This window comes from Gordonibacter sp. RACS_AR49, from assembly GCF_030418435.1.
GTDB classification, from domain to species: domain Bacteria; phylum Actinomycetota; class Coriobacteriia; order Coriobacteriales; family Eggerthellaceae; genus Gordonibacter; species Gordonibacter urolithinfaciens.
The window spans coordinates 271,301-295,648 of the sequence record NZ_JAIUDM010000003.1; the positions used below are offsets into that span (position 1 = coordinate 271,301).

16 protein-coding genes and 1 CRISPR repeat array are annotated in these 24,348 nt (G+C 65.6%); of the genes, 6 read left to right on the forward strand and 10 right to left on the reverse strand.

Going from position 1 to position 24,348, the window contains the following annotated elements:
• Window positions 1-67: 67 nt before the first annotated feature.
• On the forward strand, window positions 68-526 hold the full coding sequence (locus LB310_RS08770) for a hypothetical protein (RefSeq protein ID WP_157004991.1): 459 nt from the start codon (window positions 68-70) through the stop codon (window positions 524-526).
• A 19-nt stretch (window positions 527-545) separates the two neighbouring features.
• On the opposite strand, the gene LB310_RS08775 is transcribed toward LB310_RS08770, so the two are convergent.
• From LB310_RS08775 to cas9, 5 genes are all read right to left on the reverse strand, one after another.
• Complete coding sequence (locus LB310_RS08775; RefSeq protein ID WP_157004992.1) at window positions 546-1,532, reverse strand: YafY family protein; 987 nt, start codon at window positions 1,530-1,532, stop codon at window positions 546-548.
• A gap of 255 nt (window positions 1,533-1,787) precedes the next feature.
• Window positions 1,788-3,134: a CRISPR direct-repeat array (repeat unit 36 nt; unit sequence GTTTGACTACCAGTCAGTTTGTCACTGCTCCAAAAC).
• A 54-nt stretch (window positions 3,135-3,188) separates the two neighbouring features.
• Window positions 3,189-3,869 (reverse strand): type II-A CRISPR-associated protein Csn2, encoded by a 681-nt coding sequence (gene csn2, locus LB310_RS08780; RefSeq protein ID WP_301154931.1) that lies wholly within the window; start codon window positions 3,867-3,869, stop codon window positions 3,189-3,191.
• Complete coding sequence (cas2, locus tag LB310_RS08785; RefSeq protein WP_087190317.1) at window positions 3,866-4,174, reverse strand: CRISPR-associated endonuclease Cas2; 309 nt, start codon at window positions 4,172-4,174, stop codon at window positions 3,866-3,868. Before cas2 ends, csn2 begins: the two co-directional genes overlap by 4 nt.
• A 23-nt stretch (window positions 4,175-4,197) precedes the next feature.
• Window positions 4,198-5,076 (reverse strand): type II CRISPR-associated endonuclease Cas1, encoded by an 879-nt coding sequence (cas1, locus tag LB310_RS08790; RefSeq protein ID WP_157004994.1) that lies wholly within the window; start codon window positions 5,074-5,076, stop codon window positions 4,198-4,200.
• Window positions 5,066-9,181, reverse strand: a complete 4,116-nt coding sequence (gene cas9 / locus LB310_RS08795; protein WP_301154932.1) for a type II CRISPR RNA-guided endonuclease Cas9 — start codon at window positions 9,179-9,181, stop codon at window positions 5,066-5,068. Before cas9 ends, cas1 begins: the two co-directional genes overlap by 11 nt.
• A gap of 401 nt (window positions 9,182-9,582) precedes the next feature.
• Between cas9 and ettA the strand changes: the two genes are divergently transcribed.
• Window positions 9,583-11,262 (forward strand): energy-dependent translational throttle protein EttA, encoded by a 1,680-nt coding sequence (gene ettA / locus LB310_RS08800; protein WP_301154933.1) that lies wholly within the window; start codon window positions 9,583-9,585, stop codon window positions 11,260-11,262.
• 78 nt (window positions 11,263-11,340) lie between these two features.
• Here ettA and fdhF read toward each other — a convergent pair whose 3' ends face one another.
• Both fdhF and LB310_RS08810 read right to left on the reverse strand, forming a co-directional pair.
• Window positions 11,341-14,052: a formate dehydrogenase subunit alpha gene (gene fdhF, locus LB310_RS08805; protein WP_157004997.1), complete on the reverse strand. Its 2,712-nt coding sequence runs from the start codon at window positions 14,050-14,052 to the stop codon at window positions 11,341-11,343.
• On the reverse strand, window positions 14,045-15,883 hold the full coding sequence (locus LB310_RS08810; protein WP_204244304.1) for an NAD(P)-binding protein: 1,839 nt from the start codon (window positions 15,881-15,883) through the stop codon (window positions 14,045-14,047). The genes fdhF and LB310_RS08810 overlap by 8 nt, the downstream gene beginning before the upstream one ends.
• A gap of 342 nt (window positions 15,884-16,225) precedes the next feature.
• On the opposite strand from LB310_RS08810, the gene LB310_RS08815 reads away from it, so the two are divergent.
• Window positions 16,226-17,188: an L-lactate dehydrogenase gene (locus tag LB310_RS08815; protein ID WP_087190312.1), complete on the forward strand. Its 963-nt coding sequence runs from the start codon at window positions 16,226-16,228 to the stop codon at window positions 17,186-17,188.
• Window positions 17,189-17,560: 372 nt separating this feature from the next.
• Here the strand turns inward: LB310_RS08815 and LB310_RS08820 are convergent, their stop codons facing one another.
• The 3 genes from LB310_RS08820 to LB310_RS08830 all read right to left on the reverse strand — a co-directional run bounded on the left by LB310_RS08820 (window position 17,561) and on the right by LB310_RS08830 (window position 19,626).
• Entirely contained in the window at window positions 17,561-18,397 is an 837-nt protein-coding gene (locus LB310_RS08820; RefSeq protein ID WP_087190311.1) for an RNA methyltransferase, read from the reverse strand.
• Between the two features lie 14 nt (window positions 18,398-18,411).
• Window positions 18,412-19,014, reverse strand: a complete 603-nt coding sequence (thrH, locus tag LB310_RS08825; RefSeq protein ID WP_087190310.1) for a bifunctional phosphoserine phosphatase/homoserine phosphotransferase ThrH — start codon at window positions 19,012-19,014, stop codon at window positions 18,412-18,414.
• Between the two features lie 228 nt (window positions 19,015-19,242).
• Window positions 19,243-19,626 carry a RidA family protein gene (locus LB310_RS08830; RefSeq protein ID WP_087190309.1) on the reverse strand — a complete coding sequence of 128 codons (384 nt, stop codon included), beginning with the start codon at window positions 19,624-19,626 and terminating at the stop codon, window positions 19,243-19,245.
• Between the two features lie 107 nt (window positions 19,627-19,733).
• Between LB310_RS08830 and LB310_RS08835 the strand changes: the two genes are divergently transcribed.
• The 3 genes from LB310_RS08835 (at window position 19,734) to cydC (ending at window position 24,195) form a co-directional block, all read left to right on the forward strand.
• The gene (locus LB310_RS08835) at window positions 19,734-20,324 is read left to right on the forward strand and encodes a hypothetical protein (protein ID WP_096227058.1); all 591 of its coding nucleotides are present in this window, start codon (window positions 19,734-19,736) and stop codon (window positions 20,322-20,324) included.
• A 344-nt stretch (window positions 20,325-20,668) separates the two neighbouring features.
• The gene (gene cydD / locus LB310_RS08840; protein ID WP_157007479.1) at window positions 20,669-22,387 is read left to right on the forward strand and encodes a thiol reductant ABC exporter subunit CydD; all 1,719 of its coding nucleotides are present in this window, start codon (window positions 20,669-20,671) and stop codon (window positions 22,385-22,387) included.
• Window positions 22,384-24,195: a thiol reductant ABC exporter subunit CydC gene (cydC, locus tag LB310_RS08845; protein ID WP_301154934.1), complete on the forward strand. Its 1,812-nt coding sequence runs from the start codon at window positions 22,384-22,386 to the stop codon at window positions 24,193-24,195. The genes cydD and cydC overlap by 4 nt, the downstream gene beginning before the upstream one ends.
• The last annotated feature ends 153 nt before the right edge of the window (window positions 24,196-24,348 follow it).

The following is a 24,348-nucleotide window of genomic DNA, read 5'->3' on the forward strand; positions in this document are numbered from 1 at the left end:
CATCGTGGACGAACCGTCACGCCCCGCAAAGCAAGATGCGCAGGGAGACCTTCGCGAAGGACGCGCGATGAGCATGCCGGTGGAGGCCGCGACAGCGTTCGCGAACCTGTACCAGCGCTGGTTCGACGATGCCCGCGGCCTCGCGGAGGCCAACCGTCGGCAAGCACGGGGCGCGATCGGCGCATGCGTGGCCGACGTGGTGACGCTCTGGAATGAGCGGGAGCGGTCATGGCTGCCGAACGCGCCGACCATCTTGCGGCTCGAGTCGGGCGACCTCGCAGCGTTCGCCATGAGGGAGCCGTGCATCGCCCTGTATTCCGGTCGCATCGCCACAGACGCCCCCGTGACGGGCCTGCGTTGGGAGAGCTTCCGCCCCTGCTCGTACGCCATCGGGCGGACGGTGGCCGACCTCGTGCTCGTCACCGGCCGAGGCGGCCTGCTCGAGGACGTGGAGGTCGTGCTCGACGATGGAGGACGGCTGTTCCTGGGCAACCGCGACGCATGGCCGCTCGCCCACGCGGTCTAGCCGCGGCCGCGCCGAGGCGTCACTCCCCGTACGAGGCGACGATGCCCGCCAGGTAGTCGCGATACTCGGCCGCGAGCGAGGCGGGCTTCTCGATGCGCACCCGGTCGCCGAACTGCGCGAGCCAGCCGAACAGCACGGGGCTTTTCATGACCGTGGCGTACACGCGCGCCCAGCCCTCGCCCGCCGGCAGGGACTCGACGTCCTTGCCGAACCGGTCGATGATCGCCCCCATGGCCTCGCCGCTCACCAGGAGGGTGGCCGCCACGGGCTCGCCCGAATACATGCCGAACGCGCGGCCCTCGAGTTCCTGGGCGTCGAACGTGGCGATGCGCTCGTTCTTCACGGCGGGCGCGTCCGTGATCTTGATGCGATCCATGCGGTCGACGCGGTAGGTGGCGAAGTCGTCGTGCTTCTCGTTGAACACTACCAGGTAGTAGTACCCCTCGGCGTACACGAGCTGCACGGGCGTCTCGACATAGCGCTCGCCGCCGTGCTGGAGCACCTTCTCCTTGGCCGCGTCGTATTTGAAGTAGACGAACGAGATCTGCCGTTTCTGCGCAATGGCCTCCTGGATGCGGTCGACACTGTGGAACACCGACTCGTTCTGCATCTTGATGCGGCCCTCCACATGCAGGCGCTTGTCGAGCAGCGCGCGCTGGCGGGCGGACGCGAGCCTCTTCACGGCCTCGACCAACGCGTCGCTCTTGCGCTGCGTGAGGAAGCGCGAGCTCTGCACGGCATCCACCAGCAGCAACAGCTCATGGAAGGCGAAGTCGCGCCGTTCCAGCGCATACTCCACCGGCGCGCGCTGGTAGGTGCGCACGTCCAGGCCGAACTCGCGCAGCGCCTCGATGTCGCGGTAGATGCCTTTGCGCTCGGCCGTGATGCCCTGCGCCTCCAGCCGCTCGAGGATCTGCGACATCGTGAGGCCCTGCTCGGCGTCGGTCTCCTCCTCGAGCATCCGCATGAGATACAGCAGCTTGAGCTTCTGACGGTTGACGGCCATGGTTCCTCCTCGCAACAGGTTCGCTTGCAATCCCTACGTGCGAGTATAAACTATCTATCCCTATTATGGTACAGGCAATCGCCCCGAAATAAAGTGATGCCCGCGAGTCGATCACCCTATTCGTTTATGTCTACCAGTCCGCCAGCCACCGCTCCAAAACGGCTACCGAAGGCTACGCGCCCAAGATGAGCTTGACTAACAGTCGGTTCGTCACCGTACTAATACCAGCACATACGACGAGCGCATCAGCCGCTTGTTTGACCACCAGCCAGTTTGCCACTGCTCCAAAACCATTGACAGGCGAGAGTACGTGCGCGAGGGTTTGACTACCAGTCAATTTGTCACTGCTCCAAAACTCTTTGTAGCGGTTGGCGTAGAACTCGGGCGTTTGACTACCAGTCAGTTTGTCACTGCTCCAAAACTGCGATTCCGCTGACGAGCTTTGCGAGCTTGTTTGACTACCAGTCAGTTTGTCACTGCTCCAAAACCGCTCATGATGCCGTCCTTCAAACCGTTTAGTTTGACTACCAGTCAGTTTGTCACTACTCCAAAACGCCTCGTGCAATAAGCCGGAGCTTTTCGGGTTTGACTACCAGTCAGTTTGTCACCGCTCCAAAACCGCCTGAATGTACTGGGCCTTTCGGTCGGGGTTTGACTACCAGTCAGTTTGTCACTGCTCCAAAACCGGGACCAGCGGTGTGCCTTACTGCGCAAGTTTGACTACCAGTCAGTTTGTCACTGCTCCAAAACGACGGCGCGTGGCGCAGACCCGTCACGCATGTTTGACTACCAGTCAGTTTGTCACTGCTCCAAAACAGTTCATGTATCTTGAAGAATTGTTTGGCGGTTTGACTACCAGTCAGTTTGTCACTGCTCCAAAACCGTAAAACGTAATCAAGAGTTCAAAAAAAGTTTGACTACCAGTCAGTTTGTCACTGCTCCAAAACACCTCCTCTCCAATAAAAACAGCTTAACAGTTTGACTACCAGTCAGTTTGTCACTGCTCCAAAACTGGCAAGCGCTCATGGTACCGGGTCAGTTAGTTTGACTACCAGTCAGTTTGTCACTGCTCCAAAACCAGCAGGCCGCAGACAAGATAGGCGCCGCCAGTTTGACTACCAGTCAGTTTGTCACTGCTCCAAAACTATTAGAGTCAACACATTAAACCAATATTGTTTGACTACCAGTCAGTTTGTCACTGCTCCAAAACGCGCAGGCCGACGGGCTGGCGATGCTGGAGTTTGACTACCAGTCAGTTTGTCACTGCTCCAAAACGAACATCCACGCTTCGAACTTCTGCGCGTGTTTGACTACCAGTCAGTTTGTCACTGCTCCAAAACGCCGCGACGAGGAGCTGAAACAGCTTATGGTTTGACTACCAGTCAGTTTGTCACTGCTCCAAAACACGCTCTACTTGTTAAGCACGACATTACAGTTTGACTACCAGTCAGTTTGTCACTGCTCCAAAACATATCTAATAGCGTATTATGCATGTTGTCGGTTTGACTACCAGTCAGTTTGTCACTGCTCCAAAACGACCGCGCGGTACGCCCTCTCGGCCACGTCGTTTGACTACCAGTCAGTTTGTCACTGCTCCAAAACCGTTGGGGCAAAATTCTTTCTGCAGAAGAACGGACAACCGGCTGGCATAACTTTTCATGATTGCAGAAAATGCACGTCAATGCGCATTTTCCTCTCAAACTCATACGTTGCGTCATCGGGCGCGTTCTCAAGCAGCAGCACGTGCAACTTCGAAAATATCGCTTGCCGATAGAACTCTTCGACCTCTTCCCCGGTCAGAAAATTTTTCAAATTCACGAAAACCAACTGCTTTTCGAACGCAGCGTCCGACGCAAACTTCAAGAACTTTATCAAGTTGTCAAGGAGCTTGTCGGAAGGATCGATCTCGACGCCGAAATCGAAGGCCTTCAGGTATTTCCGCATTTCCCATTGTACTTCAAAAGCGTAGTCCGACTGAAGCCGCAGGCCGAGCGATGCCACCCGGTTCGACAAAGCCAAGCCCGCCGCCTCGATTTCTTGGCGCACCTCGTCCTCGGACAAAACCATGTCCTCCAAACGCTCAAGCACCTCGCCGATAAGCGCCCGCTCCGACCAGGGCAGATCGAACGGGTTGAACACGAACAGGAACCTGTTCCGCGAGCTGCGCTGGTCCTCGCCTTCCCAAAGGGCATACGGTTCCAAAGCCTCTCCGTCGAGTCCCGAGTAAAGCGACTGGCACACCCGTGCGAACAACGCGGAATCGTGGATTTCCAGCACCGGAACCGCGTCGCATTCCAAGTCGAGCATCTCGGGAAAACCGGACAAGGAGAGCCTCATAGCACCACGAACCCTTCCAAGGTGTCGATCTCGCTGTAGGACTGGCGCGCGCCCGTGATGAACTCCATTGCCGCGAACTGCTTCTCTGTCACTTTCAGCGCCTGCACCAGCCCTGCCGGCGGACGATGCTGGCGCAGGCGGACGATGGCCGCATTCGCTTGCGCGTCGTTCACCACCAGCTTGGCGTACACTGATTCCTGCAGCATCAGAAAACCCTCTTTGACGAGGTACTTTCGAAATAATCGGTACTCTTTTCGCTGCGCCGCCGTGTCAACCGGCAAGTCGAAGAACACGAACACCCTCATATAGCGGATCCTCTCCCGAGCGCTCATAGCTGCTCGAAGCCCTCGATCTCGGACGGTGCCAAGCTCTTGTTGAGCGCTGCGAGGCAATCCTGCACGAAAAGCGACACCACCGAATGCAGGCGGTACGAGCCTCCTTTGTACGACACCACGCGATTCCCCAGATCGCCGAGCAGGCGACGGACGTCCTGGTCGAAAAGCTCCTGAGCGTAGTCGAAGGCGAGGCGATCGACAACGGGCCGGAAGGGCTCCATCAAATCGCAGGAGAAGTTGAACTGGTTGTACTCGTTGCGGTGGCAGACGCCGCACTGCGTCAGGTACCCGCGCGAGACTACCTCCCGGTTCACCATGGAAAGCAGCACCGCGTACCCGTAGTTCAAAGCGGCGTTGAGCGGCGTGTTGTCGTCGCGCGAGAAATCGCGGCCGAACAGCGCGGCGAAGTACACCCGCGCCGCACGGGCCTCCCGATTCGTCGTGTCGCCCGATTTCACCTCGTCACGACACGCGTACAGGGACTTCGCGGCCTCGGGCAGGTCCTTCTCCTCAAGCAGCCGCGCCTGCTGGCGGATCTTCTCCTTGACCACCTGCTGCCACACGCGCTTCTTTATGGGCTCACCCCATGCCAGCTGTTCCGCGACGCGCTTGCTCGCGTTGTGGGCGCCGTACAGCGGCAGGTACTGGCCGATAGGGTTGCACTTCTCGTCGGCCACCACCAGCGATATCTTGCACTTGGCCAACTCCGCCAACAAATAGGCGCTCAAATACACCTGGGTATTCTGCAAAATAATGGAGGATATCTCCGACAGATGGATCTTCTTCGTGTCATCGGTCTTCCGCACCACCAAGTATCCGCCCTGGTAGCCGCACCGGCACTGGCTCTCGATGAAGATGGTTCTAAAGGCCAAGGTGACACCGCCTCTCGAACATGCCGGTGACGGACGAGTCGACGAAGAGGATGCCATTTGTCGACAGTTCTTTAGAGAACGTGATTTTCATCTGCCCCGATGATCCTTTTCGGCCTATCGGCTTCAAGTCTATGCTGTTCCTATGCGCCGCCGCGATCGACGTCAACGACAGCAGAACTTCCCTCTTGCCCGAAGCTGTTGCCGCGATGAACCCCTCTTCCATTTCAGCCACCTTCATGAGGCGAGCCAAACGCGGTGCGCATGCAAGGTATTTGCGCTGCATCGATCTGAACAAGTCGAGCAATTCCCCTTCCTCGCATTCCTCGCCTTGTTCAATTCGGCAGATGAGCTTCGTCTCATCTTGTGAAAAAGCAAGCTGCCGGGCATTCCTCACCTCTTCTCTCCCCGTGACATACAACCGCGAATCGCCAACGATGATCTGCTGGTACTTGTACACCTTGCGCCGCCGGATACGCTCGAAAACCAAGCCCTCCGCCTCGGCGAGCTCGCGTGCGTAGTCTTCCAATGCATCCGGGTCGTTCGCCAAAGCCGATGCAACCCGCACCGGCACCGGCGCGAACTCCAACACCCGCTGCTTTTTCTTGGGCTTCACGGCTTCATACACGAAGAAGTAGGCGAACTGCTCGCGCGAGTAGCTGCCGTACTTGCGCGGGTCAAGACCTTTCTTCAAAGGAAGGCTCAGCGTCTTGCCCGCCGCCCTCGGCGAGTAGATGGTCGCGTCCCAAAACGCTCCATGCGTCTCTTCGGGCATGCGTGAGATGAAACAATCCTTATAGTCGAAACAACGCCTAATACGGTCGATCTCTGCCCCGGCGTCCCACGCATCGCGGAACACCTCGCCCGTCTTCACATCGAATCCCGGCGTCATGAAGCTCGACACAATGAAACCGGCCGAGCCCGGCGGCACTCGCGTTCGGCGATAGTCCTCCGCCTGCTTCTTGATGAACTGCTTTACCACCGCGGCCATCTTCACCGGCTCGCTGTACACGGCGCTGTGTCGGTACTGCACGAACCTCCCCACCTGGCACGCCAGATAGGCGTCGTGCGCATGATGGAAGTCGTTGATCTCGCGGCTCTTCGCCAGCGCGCATCCAACACGCAGCTGATGCGACACGCCCGCCTTCACCGGCTGCACCTCACTCTCGGGGTAGCGCGCCTGCAGAAGCTGCTGCACTTGCTTCACCATCTGGCCCGTTTCCACCAGCTGGCGGCTCACGAACTTCTTCATCTGTTCGCCGCTCACGCTCGTGCGTGTGAGGTTGTTGAACTTCTTCTCGCCGATGAGCTCCGCATCCCGCAGCGTGCGCCAAAAGCCGCGCATGCGCGCGATGAGCCGCTCGTCCAGAAGCAGCGTGTCGCCCTTGCGCTGGTTGGTGTCAGGACGCACCAGCACCTTGTTCTCGAAGCTGTCGTCTTTGACGTACGACTGCGGCAGGATATGGTCTACCTGGTACGTCTGCAGCTTGTTGATGTCGAGCGCATCGCCCGAGTACATGCACTTGCCGCATTGCATGAAGTAGAGCGTCAGCCGCTCGTCATCGAGCGCGCGCGGATCCCGCTCCTTGAGCTCGGCGTACACGTCGGCGCACTGCGCCTTGATGCTGGAAAGCGCCGCTTCCAGGGCCCGGTAGCGGCTCGTGGTGCGTCTTCCCTTGTTGCGGGCGTCCTCGTCGCGCGTCACCTCCACATAGATGTGCGCGGGGGGCTTGCCGGCGATCCCGGCGATCTCGTCTACGACTCGCAGCGCCTGGTTGATGCCGCGACGCAAAGCGGGAGAGCCCGTCACCTCGTCGACCGACATGCCGCCTACCGCAAGCGCGCGCTCGCGGTTGTGCTCGTCGATCTTCGCTTGAAACTCCAGCAGATCGTCGTGAAGTATCTCCATAAGGTTCATGGCCGCCCCCATGCGCCGCGCATGGTTCGGGTCGCCTTCCAAAAGGATGTCCATAATGGTTTTCGGCCCGTTGTCAGTAGCGCTGCGCAGCCCGCGTAGAAGCTCGCCCGACAGTCGGCCCCAACCGGTGTAGCGCTTCTGGCAGAGCTTGCGGACCTGCGCGTCGCCCAGGCGGTCGCCGTACGCCAGCTTGATCTTGCGCTTCAGGATCGAGCGATCCTCGAACACGGTGTTCCACAGGATGATGTCCTCGGCCATGGCCTCGTCGGCATCGGAAAGCTCGTCAACTCCGAGGATCTTGCAGAAGTCGTAGTGCGAGGAGAGCTGCGATTCGAACGCGTCCTCGCCCTGCCCGCCCGATACGCGGTACGCCCCGCCGGCCGACTTGCCGCCCTCGGGCCCGTGCGTCCGCGCGAGCCACTTCTCCGCCGCCTCGTAGGTCACGCGCTTGCGCTTCTTGAACAGGTCTTCCACGATACCTAGGCGATCGGCCGCGTCGAAGCGGTAGCTCTTGTCGCCGTCCTGCGTCCAGCGGGCTCCGGCGAGCTCGTTCAGCACGCAGAACAGCTCGTAGTCGAGCGAGCAGCGCGCCAGCACCGGCTCGCCTTTCAGGTAAGTGCACGTGCCCGTCATGCGGCGGATAAAGTCCTCGGCGCTTTGGTCCTTGTCGATGACGTCTTCCCAGTTCCAGGGGTAGACGCGCGCGTCTTCCATCCCCGGCTTGCGCGACGACCACGCGAAACGAGCCTCGCCCTTGCCATCGCGCGCGGCGTTCTTCTGCGTCAGCGGCCCCACGTAATACGGAATGCGGAAGCTCACGAGCGATTTCAGCTTGTCCTTCTCCTGCACGAGGAAGGGGTAAAACGCCGCCTGCCGCTCGATGATGGCGTCCATCTCCTCGAGGTGCAGCTGGTAGGGGATCGTTCCATTGTCGCTCGTCTTGAGCCGCCGCAAAAACGTGCCCGCCTCGATCGCGCGCTCGATGTCCGCATAGCGCTCGTCGGCCTGGGCTCCGATGTCCTTGAGCAGCTTCTGCACCTCTTTGAGGAAATCCTCGTGCGAGAGCTTGCTCGCGCCCAGGTTGTACTTGGTGTAGCCCTGCGCCTTGCCGGGATCGTAGTCGCGGGTGCCCTCGTAGAACGGCCCGCAGAAAAACTCGTCGTAGCGCTCGGGCCCGTAGGCGCGAACCAGGCTTTTGAGCGTTTCGAGATCGCGCTTGTAGCGTTCGTACTCCCCCACCTTGCACACCGAGAGAAGCTCGCCTTGCGCCTCGCTCAAAATACCCATGAGCACGTAGGACGAATGCACCGCGCGCATCGCGTCGAACAAGTCGCGTCCCTCGTCGGGGCAGACGTAGGCCTCCACCTTCTCATCGTTTGAGAGCGCGAACTTGCTGCCCTCGGACTCGGCGAAGAACACGTGCCCGAACTCGGCCGCATACCCCACCACAGCCGACGAGACCGCCTTGGCCAGCTTCTTGTGCGCCTTCTCCACGCCGAGCGCTGCCTCCGCCCGCTCCCGCTTCTCGCCCGGGCGCAGCGACGCGTCGCCCAGCGCCTCCGCCAGGGCGGCCTCGTCGCATGCGCACTCGACGTCATGGGCCCCGCACCATTCGTCGAACGCGAGGCACAGCGCCTCCACCGCATCTCCCACGTTGGCGTTCCGCGCGCTCAGCGAGGGGTTGTCCTGGTGCAGGAAGTTGCCGCGATGCTTCACGATGTTGTGGAGCGCCAGGTACACGAGCCGGATGTCGGCGGGCTCGTCGGACTTCAGCAAGTGCGCGCGCAAGTGGTAGATGGCGGGGAACTGCCGATAGTAGTCCTTCTCGGTGAAGTCGCTTCCATTGAACAGCGGCCAGCGGTAGTCGGCATGCGCCGGATCGCGGTTCTCGGGATGCAGGCGCGCCTGGTTGAGGCGGATGAAGAACTCGGGGTCCACCTTGGCCACTTCGTCCGCGAAGAACCCTTGCAGCAAGTCGATCCGCTGGCGCCGGCGATCGTAGCGGCGTCGCTGTCCGCGATGCACCCGGGCCTCGGCGGCGGTCTCCGCCGTCGGGAACACGCGGCTCCCCCAAGTGGGCTTGCCTTTGAAGCGGCAGAGATCGCCTTTGTCGTCGAGCACCGCCCAGCCAATCGACCCCGTGCCGATGTCCAGCCCCACTTGATACGATTCGACGTTGCGCAGATTCATAGGTTCCCCTTTCCGGATGTACCTGCTAGAATGGGCAACATCTTGATACCAGTCAAGATGTCACTGCAAGTCAAAATAAAGGCTCAGCCTTACCTGCCCTTCGGGGCGCCGCGGAGGCGGCATTTTGACTTATTACGGGGCCCTTCGGGGTCCTGTTTTTTCTTCTACAATCAACCTTCTCCCAGCAGAACAAATCACGTGCGAAAGTGCATCTTCTTTTGATGTATTGCCTCTGTTAATTATACGCCGTAAGGTAAGCAACCACGATCAGCACTTAACCTATCCCCCTCTTCGCACCCGGGTAACCCAAATGCCGCAGAAACCGTGATAAGCTCGCACATCAGCCCCGCTCGTGCGACAATAGCGCGTGCACGAACGAACCCCGACCCAGAAAGCTCGACATGCCAGAATTCATTTACCAGATGCATCAGGCCCGCAAGGCGCACGGCGACAAGGTCATCCTCGACGACGTGACGCTGTCGTTCTACCCCGGCGCGAAGATCGGCGTCGTGGGGCCGAACGGCATGGGCAAGTCCACCCTGCTCAAGATCATGGCCGGCCTCGAGGAGGTCACGAACGGCGAGGCGCGCCTCACGCCGGGCTACTCCGTGGGCATCCTGCTCCAAGAACCGCCCCTCGACGAGGACAAAACCGTCCTCGAGAACATCAAGCAGGCCTTCGGCGACATCTTCGCGAAGGTGGAGCGCTTCAACGCCATCGGCATGGAGATGGCCGAGCCCGACGCCGACTTCGACGCGCTCATGGAGGAGATGGGCCAGCTCCAGACCGAGATCGACGCTGCGAACGGCTGGGACCTTGACAGCCAGCTCTCCCAGGCCATGGACGCGCTGCAGTGCCCCGACCCCGACGAGACGGTCGACCACCTCTCCGGCGGCGAGCGGCGCCGCGTGGCGCTCTGCCGCCTGCTGCTCGAGGCGCCCGACCTGCTGCTGCTCGACGAGCCCACGAACCACTTGGACGCGGAATCGGTGCTCTGGCTCGAGCAGTTCCTGCGGAACTACCCGGGCGCGGTGCTGGCCGTCACGCACGACCGCTACTTCCTCGACCACGTGGCCGAGTGGATCTGCGAGGTGGACCGCGGCAGCCTCTTCCCCTACAAGGGCAACTACTCCACCTACCTGGAGACGAAGGCCGCCCGCATCGAGGCGCAGGGCCAGAGCCAAGAGAAGCTGGCGAAGAAGCTGAAGAAGGAGCTCGAGTGGGTGCGCTCGAGCCCCAAGGCCCGCCAGGCCAAGAGCAAGGCGCGCCTGGCCGCCTACGAGCAGATGGCCGCCGAGGCGCGCGCGAACAAGAAGCTCGACTACAACGAGATCCAGATCCCCGTGCCGCCCCGCCTGGGCGCGAAGGTCATCGAGGCGAGCCACCTGCACAAGGCCTTCGGCGACCGCGTGCTCATCGACAACCTGTCGTTCGACCTGCCCCCGAACGGCATCGTGGGCGTCATCGGCCCGAACGGCGTGGGCAAGTCCACCCTGTTCAAGATGATCATGGGCCTGGAACCGGTCGACGGCGGCACGCTCGACATCGGCGAGTCCGTGGTGATCAGCTACGTAGACCAGAACCGCGAGGGCATCGACCCGAACACGAAGCTGTGGGAGGTCGTCTCCGGCGGCAACGACTTCATGATCGTGGGCGACACGGAGATCCCCAGCCGCGCCTACGTGGCCAGCTTCGGCTTCAAAGGCTCCGACCAGCAGAAGCCGGCCGGCGTGCTCTCCGGCGGCGAGCGCAACCGCCTGAACCTGGCCCTCACGCTCAAGCAGGGCGGCAACCTGCTTTTGCTCGACGAGCCCACGAACGACCTGGACACCGAGACGCTGGCCAGCCTGGAGGAGGCGCTGCTGGCGTTCCCCGGCTGCGCCGTGGTGACGTCCCACGACCGCTGGTTCCTCGACCGCGTGGCCACGCACATCCTGGCCTGGGAGGGCACCGACGAGAACCCCGGCAACTGGACGTGGTTCGAGGGCAATTTCGAGGCCTACCAGGAGAACCGCCTGGAGCGCCTGGGGCCCGAGGCCTCCAAGCCCCACCGCCTCCACCGCAAGCTCACGCGCGACTAGGCGAAAGCGAGCAAGGGGCGGTCCAAACCTGCCCCATCTCCCCGCAACGCGAGCGGCGGCCCTTCGGCCGCCGCTTTTCTATGCCTTCTCCACCCGCACCGCGCAGACCTTGTACTCGGGAGCCTTCGACACGGGGTCGAGGGCGGCGATGGTGAGCCAGTTGCTGTTTCCGTCCTGGAAGTGGAAGGGCATCCACGTCTGGCCGGGGTTAGTCTTGTCCGACACATGGGCCGTGGTCTCGAGGGAGCCGCGGCGCGACGTCACGCGCACCCGGTCGCCGTCGGCGATGCCGAGGGTGGCGGCGTCGGCATCGTTCAGCTCGATGAACGAGCTGCCGGACAGCGCGCCCAGGCCCTCGGTGCGCCCGGTCATCGCGCATGCGTTGTACTGGGCGAGCACGCGGCCCGTCATCATGGCCAGCGGGTATTCCTCGTCGGGAAGCTCCGCCGAGGGACGGTAGTCCGGCGTGGAGAACGCACCCACCCCCTGCGCGAACTCGTGCCGGTGCAGAATGGGCGTGCCGGGATGCCCCGCGTGCGGGCACGGCCACTGAAGGCCCCGCCCGGCCACCTCGTCGCCGTCGAGGCGCACATGGCCCACGCCGCCGTACGACGGCGTGACCGAGGCTATCTCGTCCATGACCTCCGCGGCGGTCAAACGCGGCTGCCCGTAGCCCATGCGGTTCATGACCTCCGTGAACACGTCGGTGTCCAGCCGCGGCCCCGCCGGCCCCTCCACGGCTTTGCGCACGCGCTGCACGCGGCGCTCGGTGTTCGTGAACGTGCCCTCCTTCTCCGCGTAGCTGCGGCCGGGAAGCACGACGTCGGCCAGCTTCGCCGTCTCGGTGAGGAACAGATCCTGCACCACGAGGAAGTCGAGCGCCGCGAGCGCCTGCAGCACGTGCCCCGTGTCCGGGTCGGTGCGCACCGGGTCCTCGCCGAACAGGTACAGGCCGCGCACACGCCCCTCCAGCATGGCGGGGAAGCATTCGGTGGCCTTGAGCCCCCGCTCGCGCGGCAGGCTCGCGCCCCAGGCGCGCTCGAAGCGGCGCAGCACCTCGGGGTCGGCGACCTTCTGGTAACCCGGCAGGTCGTCCGGGCCGGCACCCATGTCGCAGGCGCCCTGCACGTTGTTCTGCCCGCGCAGCGGGTTCACGCCGCCGCCGGGCTTGCCGAGGTTGCCCGTGATCATGGCGATGTTCGAGAGCGCCATCACGCCGTCGGTGCCGGTGGAGTGCTCGGTCACGCCCAGGCAGTACACGATGGCGGCCGCGCCCGCCCCTCCGTACATCTTCGCGGCGGACACGAGGTCTCGCTGGTCGATGCCGCAGATCTCGGCCACGCGCGCGGGCGTGTAGTCGCGCACCGTGGCGGCCAGCACCTCGATGCCCTCCGTGCGCTCGCGCACGAACTCGGCATCGTAGAGGCCCTCGGCCAAAAGGACGTTCACAATGCCGTTCGCGAACGCCACGTTCGTGCCGGGCCGCAGCTTCAAATGGAGGTCCGCCTGCGCGGCCAGCCCGATGTCACGCGGGTCCACCACGATAAGGCGGCAGCCCCGCTCCACGGCGGCGCGCAGCTGCATGCCGATGACCGGATGGGCCTCCTCGGGGTTCGACCCCACGAGCATGACCACGTCCGACTTCCGGCACACGTCGTCGATGGAGTTCGTCATCGCTCCCGAGCCAAGCATGGTCGCCAGACCGGCGACGGTGGGAGCGTGTCAAACACGCGCGCAGCAGTCCACATTGTTCGTGTGGAGACTGATGCGCGCCATCTTCTGGAACAGGTAGATGTCCTCGTTGGTGGACCGCGAGCAGGCGAAGGCCGCAAGCGCCTCCCCGCCGTGCGCATCGCGCAGCTCGGCGAAGCGGCGCGCCACCAGGTCGAGCGCGTCGTCCCAGCTGGCAGGCTCGAGCTCGCCCGTGGCGGCGTTGCGCACGAGCGGCGCGGTCAGGCGGTCGGGCGCATCGACGAAGTCGAAACTGCCGGAGCGGCCCTTCACGCACAGAAGCCCCTTGTTCGACGGCCCCGGCGCGCCCTCCGCATCAACGATGCGGCCGTCCTTCACGACGAGGTCCAGCTGGCAGCCCACGCCGCAGTGCGGGCAGGTGGTGCGCACGCGCTCCGTCTCCCACGAGCGGTAGGCACCGCGGCGCTTCTCCACGAGCGCGCCTGTAGGGCACGCCTGCGCGCAGTTGCCGCACGACTCGCAGGCGCTCGCGCGCCAGTCCGGCCCGAACGGGGCCTCGACGGTCGTGCGCGTTCCGCGCTTGCCCGTGCGCAGCGCATGGTTGCGCGCGGCGGCGTTGCAGGCGCCCACGCAGCGCTGGCAGCGGATGCACAGGTTCGGGTCGTAGCGCAAAAACGGGTTACCCTCAACCACGGGCTCCAGCGCGCGCGGCGCCGGGTGCGCCGGGCCTTCCACGCCATACTCGCGGCAGAGGTCGGCCAGCTCGCAGGCGCCGTTTTTGTCACACGAGAAGCAAGGGGCGCCCACGCCCTGCCCGTGGTCGGCGATGATCAGCTCGAGCGCGACCCTTCGATAGGCCTGCACGCGCGGCGAGTCGGTGGTCACGGCCATGCCGTCCCATACGGCCGTCGAGCACGACGGCACCGGGTGGTCGAGGCCTTCCACGTCCACCACGCACACGCGGCACGAGCCGACGGCGCTCACATCCTTCAGGTAGCAGAGCGTCGGGATGCGGATGCCCGCCTCCCGCGCCGCCTCCAGCACGGTCGTGCCCGCAGGCACCTCGCGCGCGATGCCGTCTATCGTGACGCTAGGCATACTGTTCCCTGCCTTCCTCGGTCGAGCCGCAGCCGAACACGTCGCAACGCAGGCAGCGGCCGCACTCCTGCTCGGCCTCCTCGCGGCTCATTCCCCTCTCGACATCCTGGAAATCGCACTTGCGCTCGCGCGCCGGGCGCTCCATCAGCTCCACACGGCCCTTGGGCGTGCGGTCGTTGGGCGGGGCCGGCGGGGCCGAGGCCTCGCACGCCAGCTTGTGCGAGCAGCCCAGGTACGCATCGATGTTGCGCGCGGCCACCTTGCCCGCCGCGATGGCGCGGATGACCGTGGCCGGCCCCGTTTGGCAGTCGCCGCCCACGAACACGTTGTCATACCCCGCGGCCGCCAAGCCCTCGTCGGCGTCGAAGCAGCCCCGGACGGTCTCCATGCCGAACTCCTCGAACGGCTCTGCCTCGATGCCCTGCCCCACCGCTATGAGCACGATGTCCGCCGCGATGCGCTCCTGCGGCTTGTCGGCCGCCACGGGCGCCGGACGGCCGCCGCGCACGGCGCCTATCATCTGGGGCTGCGTGAGAAGCGCCGTACAGCGCCCGTCGCCGTCTGCCTCGATGCCCACGGGCGCCTGCAGCACCACCAGCTCCACGCCCTCGGCCACGGCGCTCTCCACCTCGGCGGGAAGCGCCGTCATGTCCTCCTTGCGGCGGCGGTACACCACGGACACCTCCTCGGCGCCGGCACGCACCGCCGTGCGCGCGCAGTCCATGGCCACGTTGCCGCCGCCCACCACGGCCACCCTCTTGCCCGTAAAGTCGGGGTAGTCGCCATCGCCGATGGCGCCCAACAGCTCAACGGCCGACATGACACCCGCAGCGTCCGCGTTCGGCAACGCAAGCGTCTTGCCCGCCTGCGCGCCCACGGCCACATACACCGCATAGTAGTTCTCGGCGATCTCGGCCATCTCGCGCGCGCCCACCGGCGTGTCGCAGAGCGCCGTGATGGAGCCGGCAGAGAGGATGCCGCGCAGGTCCTCGTCCAGGCGCTCGCGCGGAAGGCGGTAGGCGGGTATGCCGTAACGCAGCATGCCGCCCAGCTGGCTGCGCGCCTCGAACACCGTCACGCGGTGCCCCATGAGCGCAAGGAAGTACGCGCAGGTGAGCCCGCTCGGGCCGCCCCCCACCACGGCGATGTTCCGCGCGGTGTCCACGCTGTGCGGCGGCGGTGCCACCTGGTCGGCGGGAGCCTGGTCCACGGCGAACCGCTTGATGCCGCGGATGTTCACCGGAGCGTCGATGAGCGTGCGGCGGCACCGGGCCTCGCAAGGGTGCTCGCACACGAACGCGCAGGCCGTGGGGAACGGGTTGTCCTTGCGCACCAGGTTCACGGCGCCGGCGTAGTCGCCGGCCGCCACGAGGCCGATGTAGCCGGGCACGTCCACGTGCGCCGGGCAGAGCGTCTCGCAGGGGACCGTCTGGCCCACGCCTGCGGCGCAAGAGCGCGCGCCCACGTGGCGCGCGAACTCGTCGGCGAAGTCGTCCAAGCCCTCGAGCAGGGCGTTCGCTGCCTCGTAGCCGATGGCGCAGTCCGACGTGTCGCGCACCATCTCGGCCAACGCGCGTGCCTCCGCAAGCGTCCCCGCGTCCGCCTCGCAGTCCGCCACGCGCCCGACGAGCGCGGCCAGCCGCGGCAGGCCGTCGCGGCACGGCACGCACTTGCCGCACGTCTGCGCCGCAGCCGCCTGCAGGAGCGACCGCTGCACCACGACCGGGCACGTGCCCGGCGGCATGGCGCCCACGCGGCGCACGTACTTGTCCAGAGTGGCAACGATGCGCCCGTCGTCCTTCGCCTTGGGCGCCACCGATAACCTTGCCAATGACCCTCCCCCGCTCGATTCCTTTCCCAAACACCTCCGCATCATAGCAGAGCGGCCGCGCCCCCGGCGGCGGCCGCACCGGGAACCGCAAACCCCACGGGAATTTCGACGAGCGGCAGCATTTTGAAACATTCAGCCTGCAACCGAAGCAGAGCAGAACCGCGTTGGGCAGCCAACCTCTTCCGTTTCTTTTTAATACAGAAAGCGATGCCACATCATCCTGATCGCCATCACTTTGTCAAACGGGAAAACCTTGGCGAAACCCTTGAGGCCTTGACGGCGACCCGTCGTTGCAGTAGGTTCGAGCCCATACGCTACCGCCACACTAGGGAAAGGCTTCACATGGCCAAAGCCGCCAACAACCGGAAAGTCGCCATCGTCGGATGCGGGTTCGTGGGATCGGCCACGGCGTTCGCGCTCATGCAGAGCGAGCTGTTCACCGAGATGGCGCTCATCGACGTCGACCGCGACCGCGCCGAGGGCGAGGCGCTCGACATCGCGCACGGAATGCCCTTCGCCGGCCCCATGAACATCTACGCGGGCGACTACGACGACGCGGCCGACGCGGCCATCATCATCGTCACGGCCGGCGCGAACCAGCAGCCCGGCGAGACGCGCCTCGACCTCGTGCACAAGAACGTGCGCATCTTCAAGTCCATCATCCCCGAGATCGCCCGACGCGACTACCAGGGCATCCTGCTGGTGGTGTCGAACCCGGTGGACATCCTCACGCACGTGGCGCTGAAGCTCTCGGGCATGCCGGAGAACCGCGTGATCGGGTCGGGCACCGTGCTCGATACCGCGCGCTTCAAGTACATCCTCGGCGAGCACCTCGGCGTGGACCCGCGCAACGTGCACGCACGCATCATCGGCGAGCACGGCGACAGCGAGATCGCGGCCTGGAGCACGGCGAACGTCTCGGGCATCCCCGTGAACGATTTCTGCGAGCTGCGCGGCCATTTCGACCACGACGAGTCCATGCAGCGCATCGCCGAGGACGTGAAGAACAGCGCCTACGAGATCATCGCGAAGAAGAGGGCCACCTACTACGGCATCGCCATGTCGGTGAAGCGCATCTGCGAGGCCATCGTGCGCGACGAGAAGCCCATCCTGCCCGTATCGAACTTCCAGCACGGCGTCCACGGCCTGCACGACGTGGTGCTGAGCATGCCCGCCGTGGTGGGCAAGGACGGCATCGAGTACCAGGTGCCCTGCCCGCTCTCCGACGACGAGCTGGCGAGGCTGCATGCGTCCGCGAAGACGCTGCAGGGGATCATCGGCGGGTTGGACTTGAATCTGGACTAGAACAGTGTCGCCTTCCCGCACAAGCGAGGCATGCTCGTTGGATTGAGGCGACGCTATCGCCGCACACGCCCATAGCCAACATGAAAGACGTCGTCTTGCTACAAATTCACCTAATTCGGCGATATCGAACGAGCCAGCCTGAAGGCTAATTACCGTGAACAGGCGTTTCTCACAGGCGACCTTCCGAGATCGGCTTCAGACAGGGTTCAAACCGCCGAATTCGGCGAATTTGCAGCAAGGGGGGGGGCGACGGCCTGGACGAGCGGAACGCATTCGTTCGGATGGCGCACGGGAGCAGCTGGGAATATCACGGCTGTCGTCGCACGGACTCCTTCGACTCCGCGCCCGGGGCGCTCCGCCCAGACGGGCCGCTCATCGCCACTTCGTCCTCAGCTCCCAAAACGCAACGGCGCTGGCGGCGGCCACGTTGAGGGAGTCCACGTCGTGGTCCATGGGTATCTTCACGGTGTAGTCGCAGGCGGCGATGGTGGACGCGGCCAGGCCGTCGCCCTCGGTGCCGAGAACCAGCGCCAGGCGCTCGCAGTCGCGCAGGCGTGCATCGTGCAGGTAGATCGCGTCGTCCGCGAGTGCGAGCGCCGCCGTGGCGAAGCCGAGCGAGCGCAAGAGCGGCACGCCCTCGGCAGCCCAGTCGCGCGCGCTGCCGATGCGCGTCCACGGCACCTGGAACACCGTCCCCATCGACACGCGCGCGGCGCGGCGGTACAGCGGGTCGTGGCACGACGGCGTGACCAGCACCGCGTCGATGCCGAGCGCCGCCGCCGAACGGAAGACGGCCCCGATGTTCGTGTAGTTCACCACGTCCTCGAGCACGGCCACGCGGCGCGCGCCGGTCACCAGCTCCTCCACGCTCGGCAGCGCGGGGCGCTCGAACGCCGCGAGCGCCCCGCGCGTCACCTCGTAACCGGTGAGCGCGTGGAACTGCTCGCGCGTGGCCACGAACACGGGCATTTCTGGGTCGGCCGCGAGGACGCGCTCGACGACCGGCATGGTCTGGTCGAGCCACTTCTCCTCCATGAACAGCGAGCGCATCCGCACGCCGGCGGCCAGCGCACGCTCGATCACCTTGCGCGACTCGCCGATGAACAGGCCGTTTGCGCTGTCGGGGCAGTCGCGCAGCTGGGAGTCGGTCATGCCCGAGTACGCCGCGAGCCGCGGGTCGTCCAACCCGTCGAGATGGATGATCGGCACGAAACGCCCTCTCCCTACGCGACGGCCTGCTTGATGGCGGCCAGCAGGTCGCCGAACTCCTCGAAGGCCGGCAGGTCGGGGTTGTCTGCCTTGATGGCGTCGGTGCTGCGGAACAGGAAGCCGGCCTTGCTCGCGCGGATCATCGCCAGGTCGTTGAAGCTGTCGCCGGCGGCGATGGTGTCGAAGCCGCACGACTGCAGCGCGCGAACCGTGGTGAGCTTGGACTCGGGGCAGCGCATGCGGATGCCGGCGATCCGGCCGTCGGCGGTCATGTCCAGCTCGTTGCAGAAGATGGTCGGCCACCCCAGCTTCTCCATGAGCGGGCTCGCGAACTGGGTGAACGTGTCGCTGATGATGATGACCTGCATCTGCGAGCGCAGCTCGTCCAGGAACCCCCTCGCGCCCGGCAGCGGATCGATGGCGGCGATGGTACGCTGGATCTCGGGAAGGCCCAGGCCGTGCTCTGCGAGCGTGTCCAGGCGGAAGGCCATGAGCTTGTCGTAGTCGGGCTCGTCGCGCGTCGTGCGCTTGAGCTCGGGGATGCCGCTCGCCTCGGCGAACGCGATCCAAATCTCGGGCACGAGCACGCCCTCCAGGTCAAGGCAGGTCACATACATAGGTACAACCCCTCTTCTCGAACGTTTCCCGAACGCCTCCCGCACGTCCGCCGGATGCGGCTTACAGCATACCCGAGCCGGCCCGGTTCCGCCACGTCGCGCCCGGTCGTTTCGTCGCCCGGATGTGCGCGCCGGGAAGCGGCGGCAGCCAAGCCGCCCCTTCTCCCACCACATGCGACGTCAAGCGCGCGAGGCTTTGCACGCGCCGGCATCCTGCGCGGCCGCCGGCTACGCGCCCGGCACCTCGGCCACCACTTCCACCTCCACGAGCGCGCCCTTCGGCAGGCCCGCCACCTGCACCGCCGAACGCGCGGGCAAATGAGCGCCGAACGAGCGGGCGTACACCTCGTTCACCGCCGCGAAGTCGTCCAGGTCGGCGAGGAAGCACGTGGCCTTCGCCACATGGTCGAAACCGGTGCCGGCGGCCGCGAGCAGCGCGCCCACGTTGCGCATGACCTGCTCCGCCTGCTCGGCAGCCGTGTCGCCCACGAGCTCGCCCGTGGCCGGGTCGAGCGCGATCTGCCCCGAGGCGAACAGCAGCCCTCCCGCCACGACCCCCTGCGAATAGGGCCCGATGGCCGCGGGGGCCTCCTTCGTCTCGACAACGTCCATGAGCGCTCCCTTCCGTATTCGGCGTTTCCGCCCATTCTAGCGCATCGCCCGGGCTTCGTTTGCCCTATACTCTTCCCAACCGATCCATCCGATGCGAAGGAGGCCGCATGGCCGCTACCGTCAAGACCCTTATCGAGCACAGCGGCGAATTGTACTGGGGCACGCGCCAGGCGATGCCGGGGTACCATTTCGGGGTGTCGCTCAACGTGATGGAGAACGGGCTGGTCGCGCGCGTGGTGTACGTGATGAGCGACCTGGACGACAGCGAGGAGCCCCTTGTGACGCCCGAGCTGCTGGCCTCGGCGTGCTTCTCCGTGGACGACCTCGCGCCGAACGGCATCGTGCCGAGCGACCTTCTGGACGACGAGGAGGCCGACGACGAGGGAGTCATCGGCTGGTACTGCGTGGAGGAGTCGTTCTTCGGCAAGGACGACGTGGAGGCGCTGCGCGCCAGCAACGACCGGCTGGACGGCTACCTGGACATCGTCCTCGCGATCATGACCATCTCGGCGGACGAGATAGCCGCCGGCATGCCGTCGCTCGAGGAGGTGTCGTTCTTCGACCTGCTCGACGAGTTGGAGGGCATCGCGGTGCTCATCGACGAGGGCGCGCTGGCAAAGCCGCTCCCCTTCACGTTCCGCCTGATAGGCGATGCGCTTCTGGGATGGGAGTCCGCCGACGAGGAAGACTGGCGCTAAGGGAGGTGCCGCCCGGCGCCTGTGCGGCAAGGCGGCGCCCGTGCAGCAGGGCGGCAGCCGCGCGGCACGCGCCCCGGGCGGCAGGGCAGCGGCCGTGCGGCACGCGCCCCATGTGGAAGGGCGCGCCCGGAGGGGTCGTGCCGACCGTCGACCGGCCCGTAGCGGACCGCCGCGCCGCCCGCGTTGAAGGCCGCAGCGCCGTCAACGGGCCCCGGCGCCCGCAGGCGCGCCCGCGTCGAGCGGCTGGCGCGCCCCCTACCTTTATGTTACTATAGTAGTATCATTTAACGGCAGGGCAGCAGCGCGGAGCCGCCGCGGGCCCCGGATCGCAAGGGAAGCGAGCCATGATCGACAAGGCCATCTTCGCGCTTCCGGGGGTGGGGCGCATCCTCGGGCTGCTCGCGGCGTCCGCGGCGCTGCAGGCGCTCGCGGTGCTGGGTCAGGCGTGGTCGCTGTCCACAGCCATCACTAACCTGTGGCTGGGCGGCGCGGTGGTCGACCAAGCCCTGCTCGTGGCCATGTTCCTCGTATGCTTCATCGGGAGGCAGGGCGTGCTCTGCGCGCAGTCCGCTCTGCTCGACGCCTACGCCTACGAGCAGGCGAACGCGCTGCGCCGCTCACTGCTCGAGAAGATATTCACCACGAACGCCCGGCTCGTGCAGGACCACGGCACCGGCAGCGTGGCCGCCGCCGTGCTCGAGGGCGCCGACCAGGTGGAAGCGTACTTCAAGCTCATCCTGCCCAAGGTCACGGGCATAGCCCTCATTCCCGCCATTCTGCTGGCGGCCTCGTTCGCACTCGACTGGGTGTCGGGGCTCATCATGTTCGTGGCGTTCCCGTTCATCATCCTGTACATGGTCATCATGGGCCACACGGCCAAGGAGAAGGCGTCGCGGCAGCACCGCACGTTCGAGATCATGTCGAACCACTTCATCGACACGTTGCGCGGCATCGACACGCTCAAGCTGTTCGGCGTGTCCAAGCGCTACGGGAAGAGCATCTACGAGGTGTCCGAGCGCTTCCGCGAGGCCACCATGCGCACGCTCAAGGTGGCGAACCTCTCGAGCCTGGTGCTGGACACGTTCGCGACGCTCTCGGTGGCGGCCGTGGCGTTCATGCTGGGATTCCGCCTGATCGACGGCTCGGTCACGCTGTTCCCGGCGCTCGCGCTGCTCGTGATAGCGCCCGAGTACTTCCGCCCCATCCGCGAGTTCGCGGCCGACTACCACGCCTCGCTCGACGGCAAGAACGCGCTCGCGTCCATCCAGGCGCTCGTGGACGCTCCCGACGAGGCGCCCGCGGAGCTGCCGCTGCCCGCCTGGCACGCCGATGCGCGCCTCGGGCTCGAGGGCGTGGGCTTCTCGTACCCGGGGTTCAAGGCGCTCGAGGGCGTGACGCTTGCGGCCGAGGGGTTCCAGAAAGTGGGTATCGTGGGCGCGAGCGGCTCGGGCAAGAGCACGCTCGTGAGCCTGCTCGGTGGCTTCGCCTCGCCCGACGAGGGCGGGATCGACGTGGACGGCGTGCGGGCGGGAAGCCTGCGCCAGGCCACCTGGCAGAGCCAGGTGGCCTACATCCCGCAGGACCCCTATCTCTTCCACGCCACGCTGCGCGAGAACCTCGTGTTCTACTGCCCCGACGCAACCGACGACGAGGTGGCGCGCGCCGTGGAGGTGGTGGGGCTCGAGGGGCTCGTGGACGAGCTGCCCTGCGGGCTGGACACGCGCATCGGCGAGGGGGCGCGGCCGCTCTCGGGCGGGCAGGCGCAGCGCATCGCGCTCGCGCGGGCGTTCCTCGACCGCTCGCGGCGCATCCTGCTGTTCGACGAGCCCACGGCTCACCTGGACATCGAGACGGAGATGGAGCTGAAGGAGCGCATGCTGCCGCTCATGGAGGGGCGCCTGGTGCTCTTCGCCACGCATCGGCTGCATTGGGTGGACGACATGGACCTCGTGGTGGTCATGGAGAGCGGGCGCGTGGCCGAGCAGGGCACGCCGGAGGAGCTGCGCGCCGGCGGCGGCGCGTTCGCGCGCCTGGCCGCCCAGCTGGAAGGGGGTGCGCTATGAGCCGCAACAACGGCGGGCGGCGGGAAGCGGGCCCCGCGACGCAGGCCGGAGGGCCCCGGGCCAACCGCCGAAGCCCCCGCGAGGCCGACCGCTGGGTCGCGCCCTTCTTCAAGCGGTACTGGAAGGCGCTCGCGCTGGCGCTGTTCCTGGGCGTGGCCACGTTCGGGTTCGCGAGCGGGCTCATGGTGACGTCCGGCTACCTCATCAGCGCGGCAGCGGCCCTGCCGGGCAGCATCCTCATGATCCACCTGCCCACGCTCTTCGTGCGCATCTTCGGCATCGGCAAGCCCATCCTGCAGTACCTAGAGCGCCTCACCAGCCACGACTGGGTGCTGCGCATGACGAGCGGCCTGCGCCTCAAGCTCTACGAAGCGCTGGAGCACGACGCCGTGTTCTTCCGCCGCAGCCACCGCACGGGCGATATCCTGGGGCTTCTGGCCGAGGACATCGGGCACTTGCAGAACCTGTACTTGCGCGCCGTGTTCCCCACCGTGGTGGCCTGGCTCGTGTACGCGCTGGGCGTGGCGGTGCTCGGGTTCTTCGACGCGTGGTTCGCGCTGGCGCTCGCGCTCGTTTTGGGCGTGGAGGTGTTCCTGGTGCCGCTCGTGTCCGCACTCGCGAACCGGGCGCGCATCGAGCGCCGCAAGACGCTGAAGAACGAGCTGTACGGCGAGCTCACCGACAACGTGCTGGGCGCCTCGGACTGGATCTTCGCGCGACGCGGCGACGAGTACCTGTCGCGCTACCAGGCCGCCGAGCAGGCCCGGCACGACATCGAGGCGCGGCTGAACCGCTTCGCGCGGCGGCGCGACCTCGCATCCACGGCCGTGTTCGGCATTGCGGCAGCCCTGCTCCTCGTGTGGGCCGGCGACTACTTCGGCGGCCAACCAGGCGAGGCGGCGAACTGGATCGCCGCGTTCGTGCTCGGGTTCTTCCCGCTCATCGACGCCTTCGCGCCCCTGCCCGCGGCCGCGGCCGAGACGGGCGTCTACCGCGACTCCATCCGCCGGCTGAACGAGCTGCCCCAGCCCGCGCCGGAAGAGGGCCCCGCGCCAACGGTGGAGGCGCCCCTCACCCTGGCCGTGGAGGACGTGGCGTTTCGCTACCCCGGCTCCGCGCGCGCCGTGCTCGACGGGGTGAGCCTGACCATCCCGCAAGGCCAGAAGGTCGCCATCCTGGGGCGCAGCGGCTCGGGCAAGAGCACGCTCGCCTCCCTCATCCGCGGCGATCTGGCGCCTGCATCCGGCAGCGTGACGCTGAACGGCGTGCCCACTAGCAGCTTCGGCGACGGCGTGGCGCGCTGCATCGGCGTGATCCAGCAGCAGACGTACCTCTTCAACATGACGCTGCGCGAGAACCTGCGCATCGGCAACCCCGCCGCCACCGACGACGAGATCCGGGAGGTGCTGGCGCACGTGGGTCTGTCCAACCTGGTAGAGCGTCTGCCCGAGGGGCTCGACACCATGGTGGACGAAGCCGGGATGCGCTTCTCGGGCGGCGAGCGCCACCGCATCGCGCTCGCCCGCGTGCTCTTGCAGGACACGCCCGTCATACTGCTGGACGAGCCCACCGTGGGCCTCGACCCCGCCACTGAGCGCGCGCTGCTGAAGACGTTCATCGAGAACGCGGAGGGCAGGACGCTCATCATGGTCACCCACCACCTGCAGGGCGTGTCCGCCATGGACCGCGTCGTGTTTGTGGAGGACGGCCGCATAGAGATGGAGGGCTCGCCTGCCGAGCTCGAGCGCACGAGCGAGCGCTACCGCCGCCTGCTCGCCTTCGACTCCGGGGTGGCCGCCCCGGAGTAAGGCGCCCCGGGCGGGTAACGGCGGACGGACGGATCGCTTTCGCCGTGACGCTTCAACAGCCTTCCTTGATTCACGCGTTCGCATGAATTTGTAGTAATGCGAGCATATTTCACACGAACGCGTGAAACGAAGGAGCAGCGATACCGAGTTTCG

Bases quoted from the DNA above. Each gene is read 5' to 3' on its own strand.
- LB310_RS08815 (WP_087190312.1), top strand. From the start codon at position 16,226: ATGGCCAAAGCCGCCAACAACCGGAAAGTCGCCATCGTCGGATGCGGG.
- cydC (WP_301154934.1), top strand. From the start codon at position 22,384: ATGAGCCGCAACAACGGCGGGCGGCGGGAAGCGGGCCCCGCGACGCAG.
- cas2 (WP_087190317.1), bottom strand. From the start codon at position 4,174: ATGAGGGTGTTCGTGTTCTTCGACTTGCCGGTTGACACGGCGGCGCAG.
- csn2 (WP_301154931.1), bottom strand. From the start codon at position 3,869: ATGAGGCTCTCCTTGTCCGGTTTTCCCGAGATGCTCGACTTGGAATGC.
- thrH (WP_087190310.1), bottom strand. From the start codon at position 19,014: ATGTATGTGACCTGCCTTGACCTGGAGGGCGTGCTCGTGCCCGAGATT.
- cas9 (WP_301154932.1), bottom strand. From the start codon at position 9,181: ATGAATCTGCGCAACGTCGAATCGTATCAAGTGGGGCTGGACATCGGC.
- LB310_RS08770 (WP_157004991.1), top strand. From the start codon at position 68: ATGAGCATGCCGGTGGAGGCCGCGACAGCGTTCGCGAACCTGTACCAG.
- LB310_RS08775 (WP_157004992.1), bottom strand. From the start codon at position 1,532: ATGGCCGTCAACCGTCAGAAGCTCAAGCTGCTGTATCTCATGCGGATG.
- LB310_RS08835 (WP_096227058.1), top strand. From the start codon at position 19,734: ATGGCCGCTACCGTCAAGACCCTTATCGAGCACAGCGGCGAATTGTAC.
- ettA (WP_301154933.1), top strand. From the start codon at position 9,583: ATGCCAGAATTCATTTACCAGATGCATCAGGCCCGCAAGGCGCACGGC.
- cydD (WP_157007479.1), top strand. From the start codon at position 20,669: ATGATCGACAAGGCCATCTTCGCGCTTCCGGGGGTGGGGCGCATCCTC.
- LB310_RS08830 (WP_087190309.1), bottom strand. From the start codon at position 19,626: ATGGACGTTGTCGAGACGAAGGAGGCCCCCGCGGCCATCGGGCCCTAT.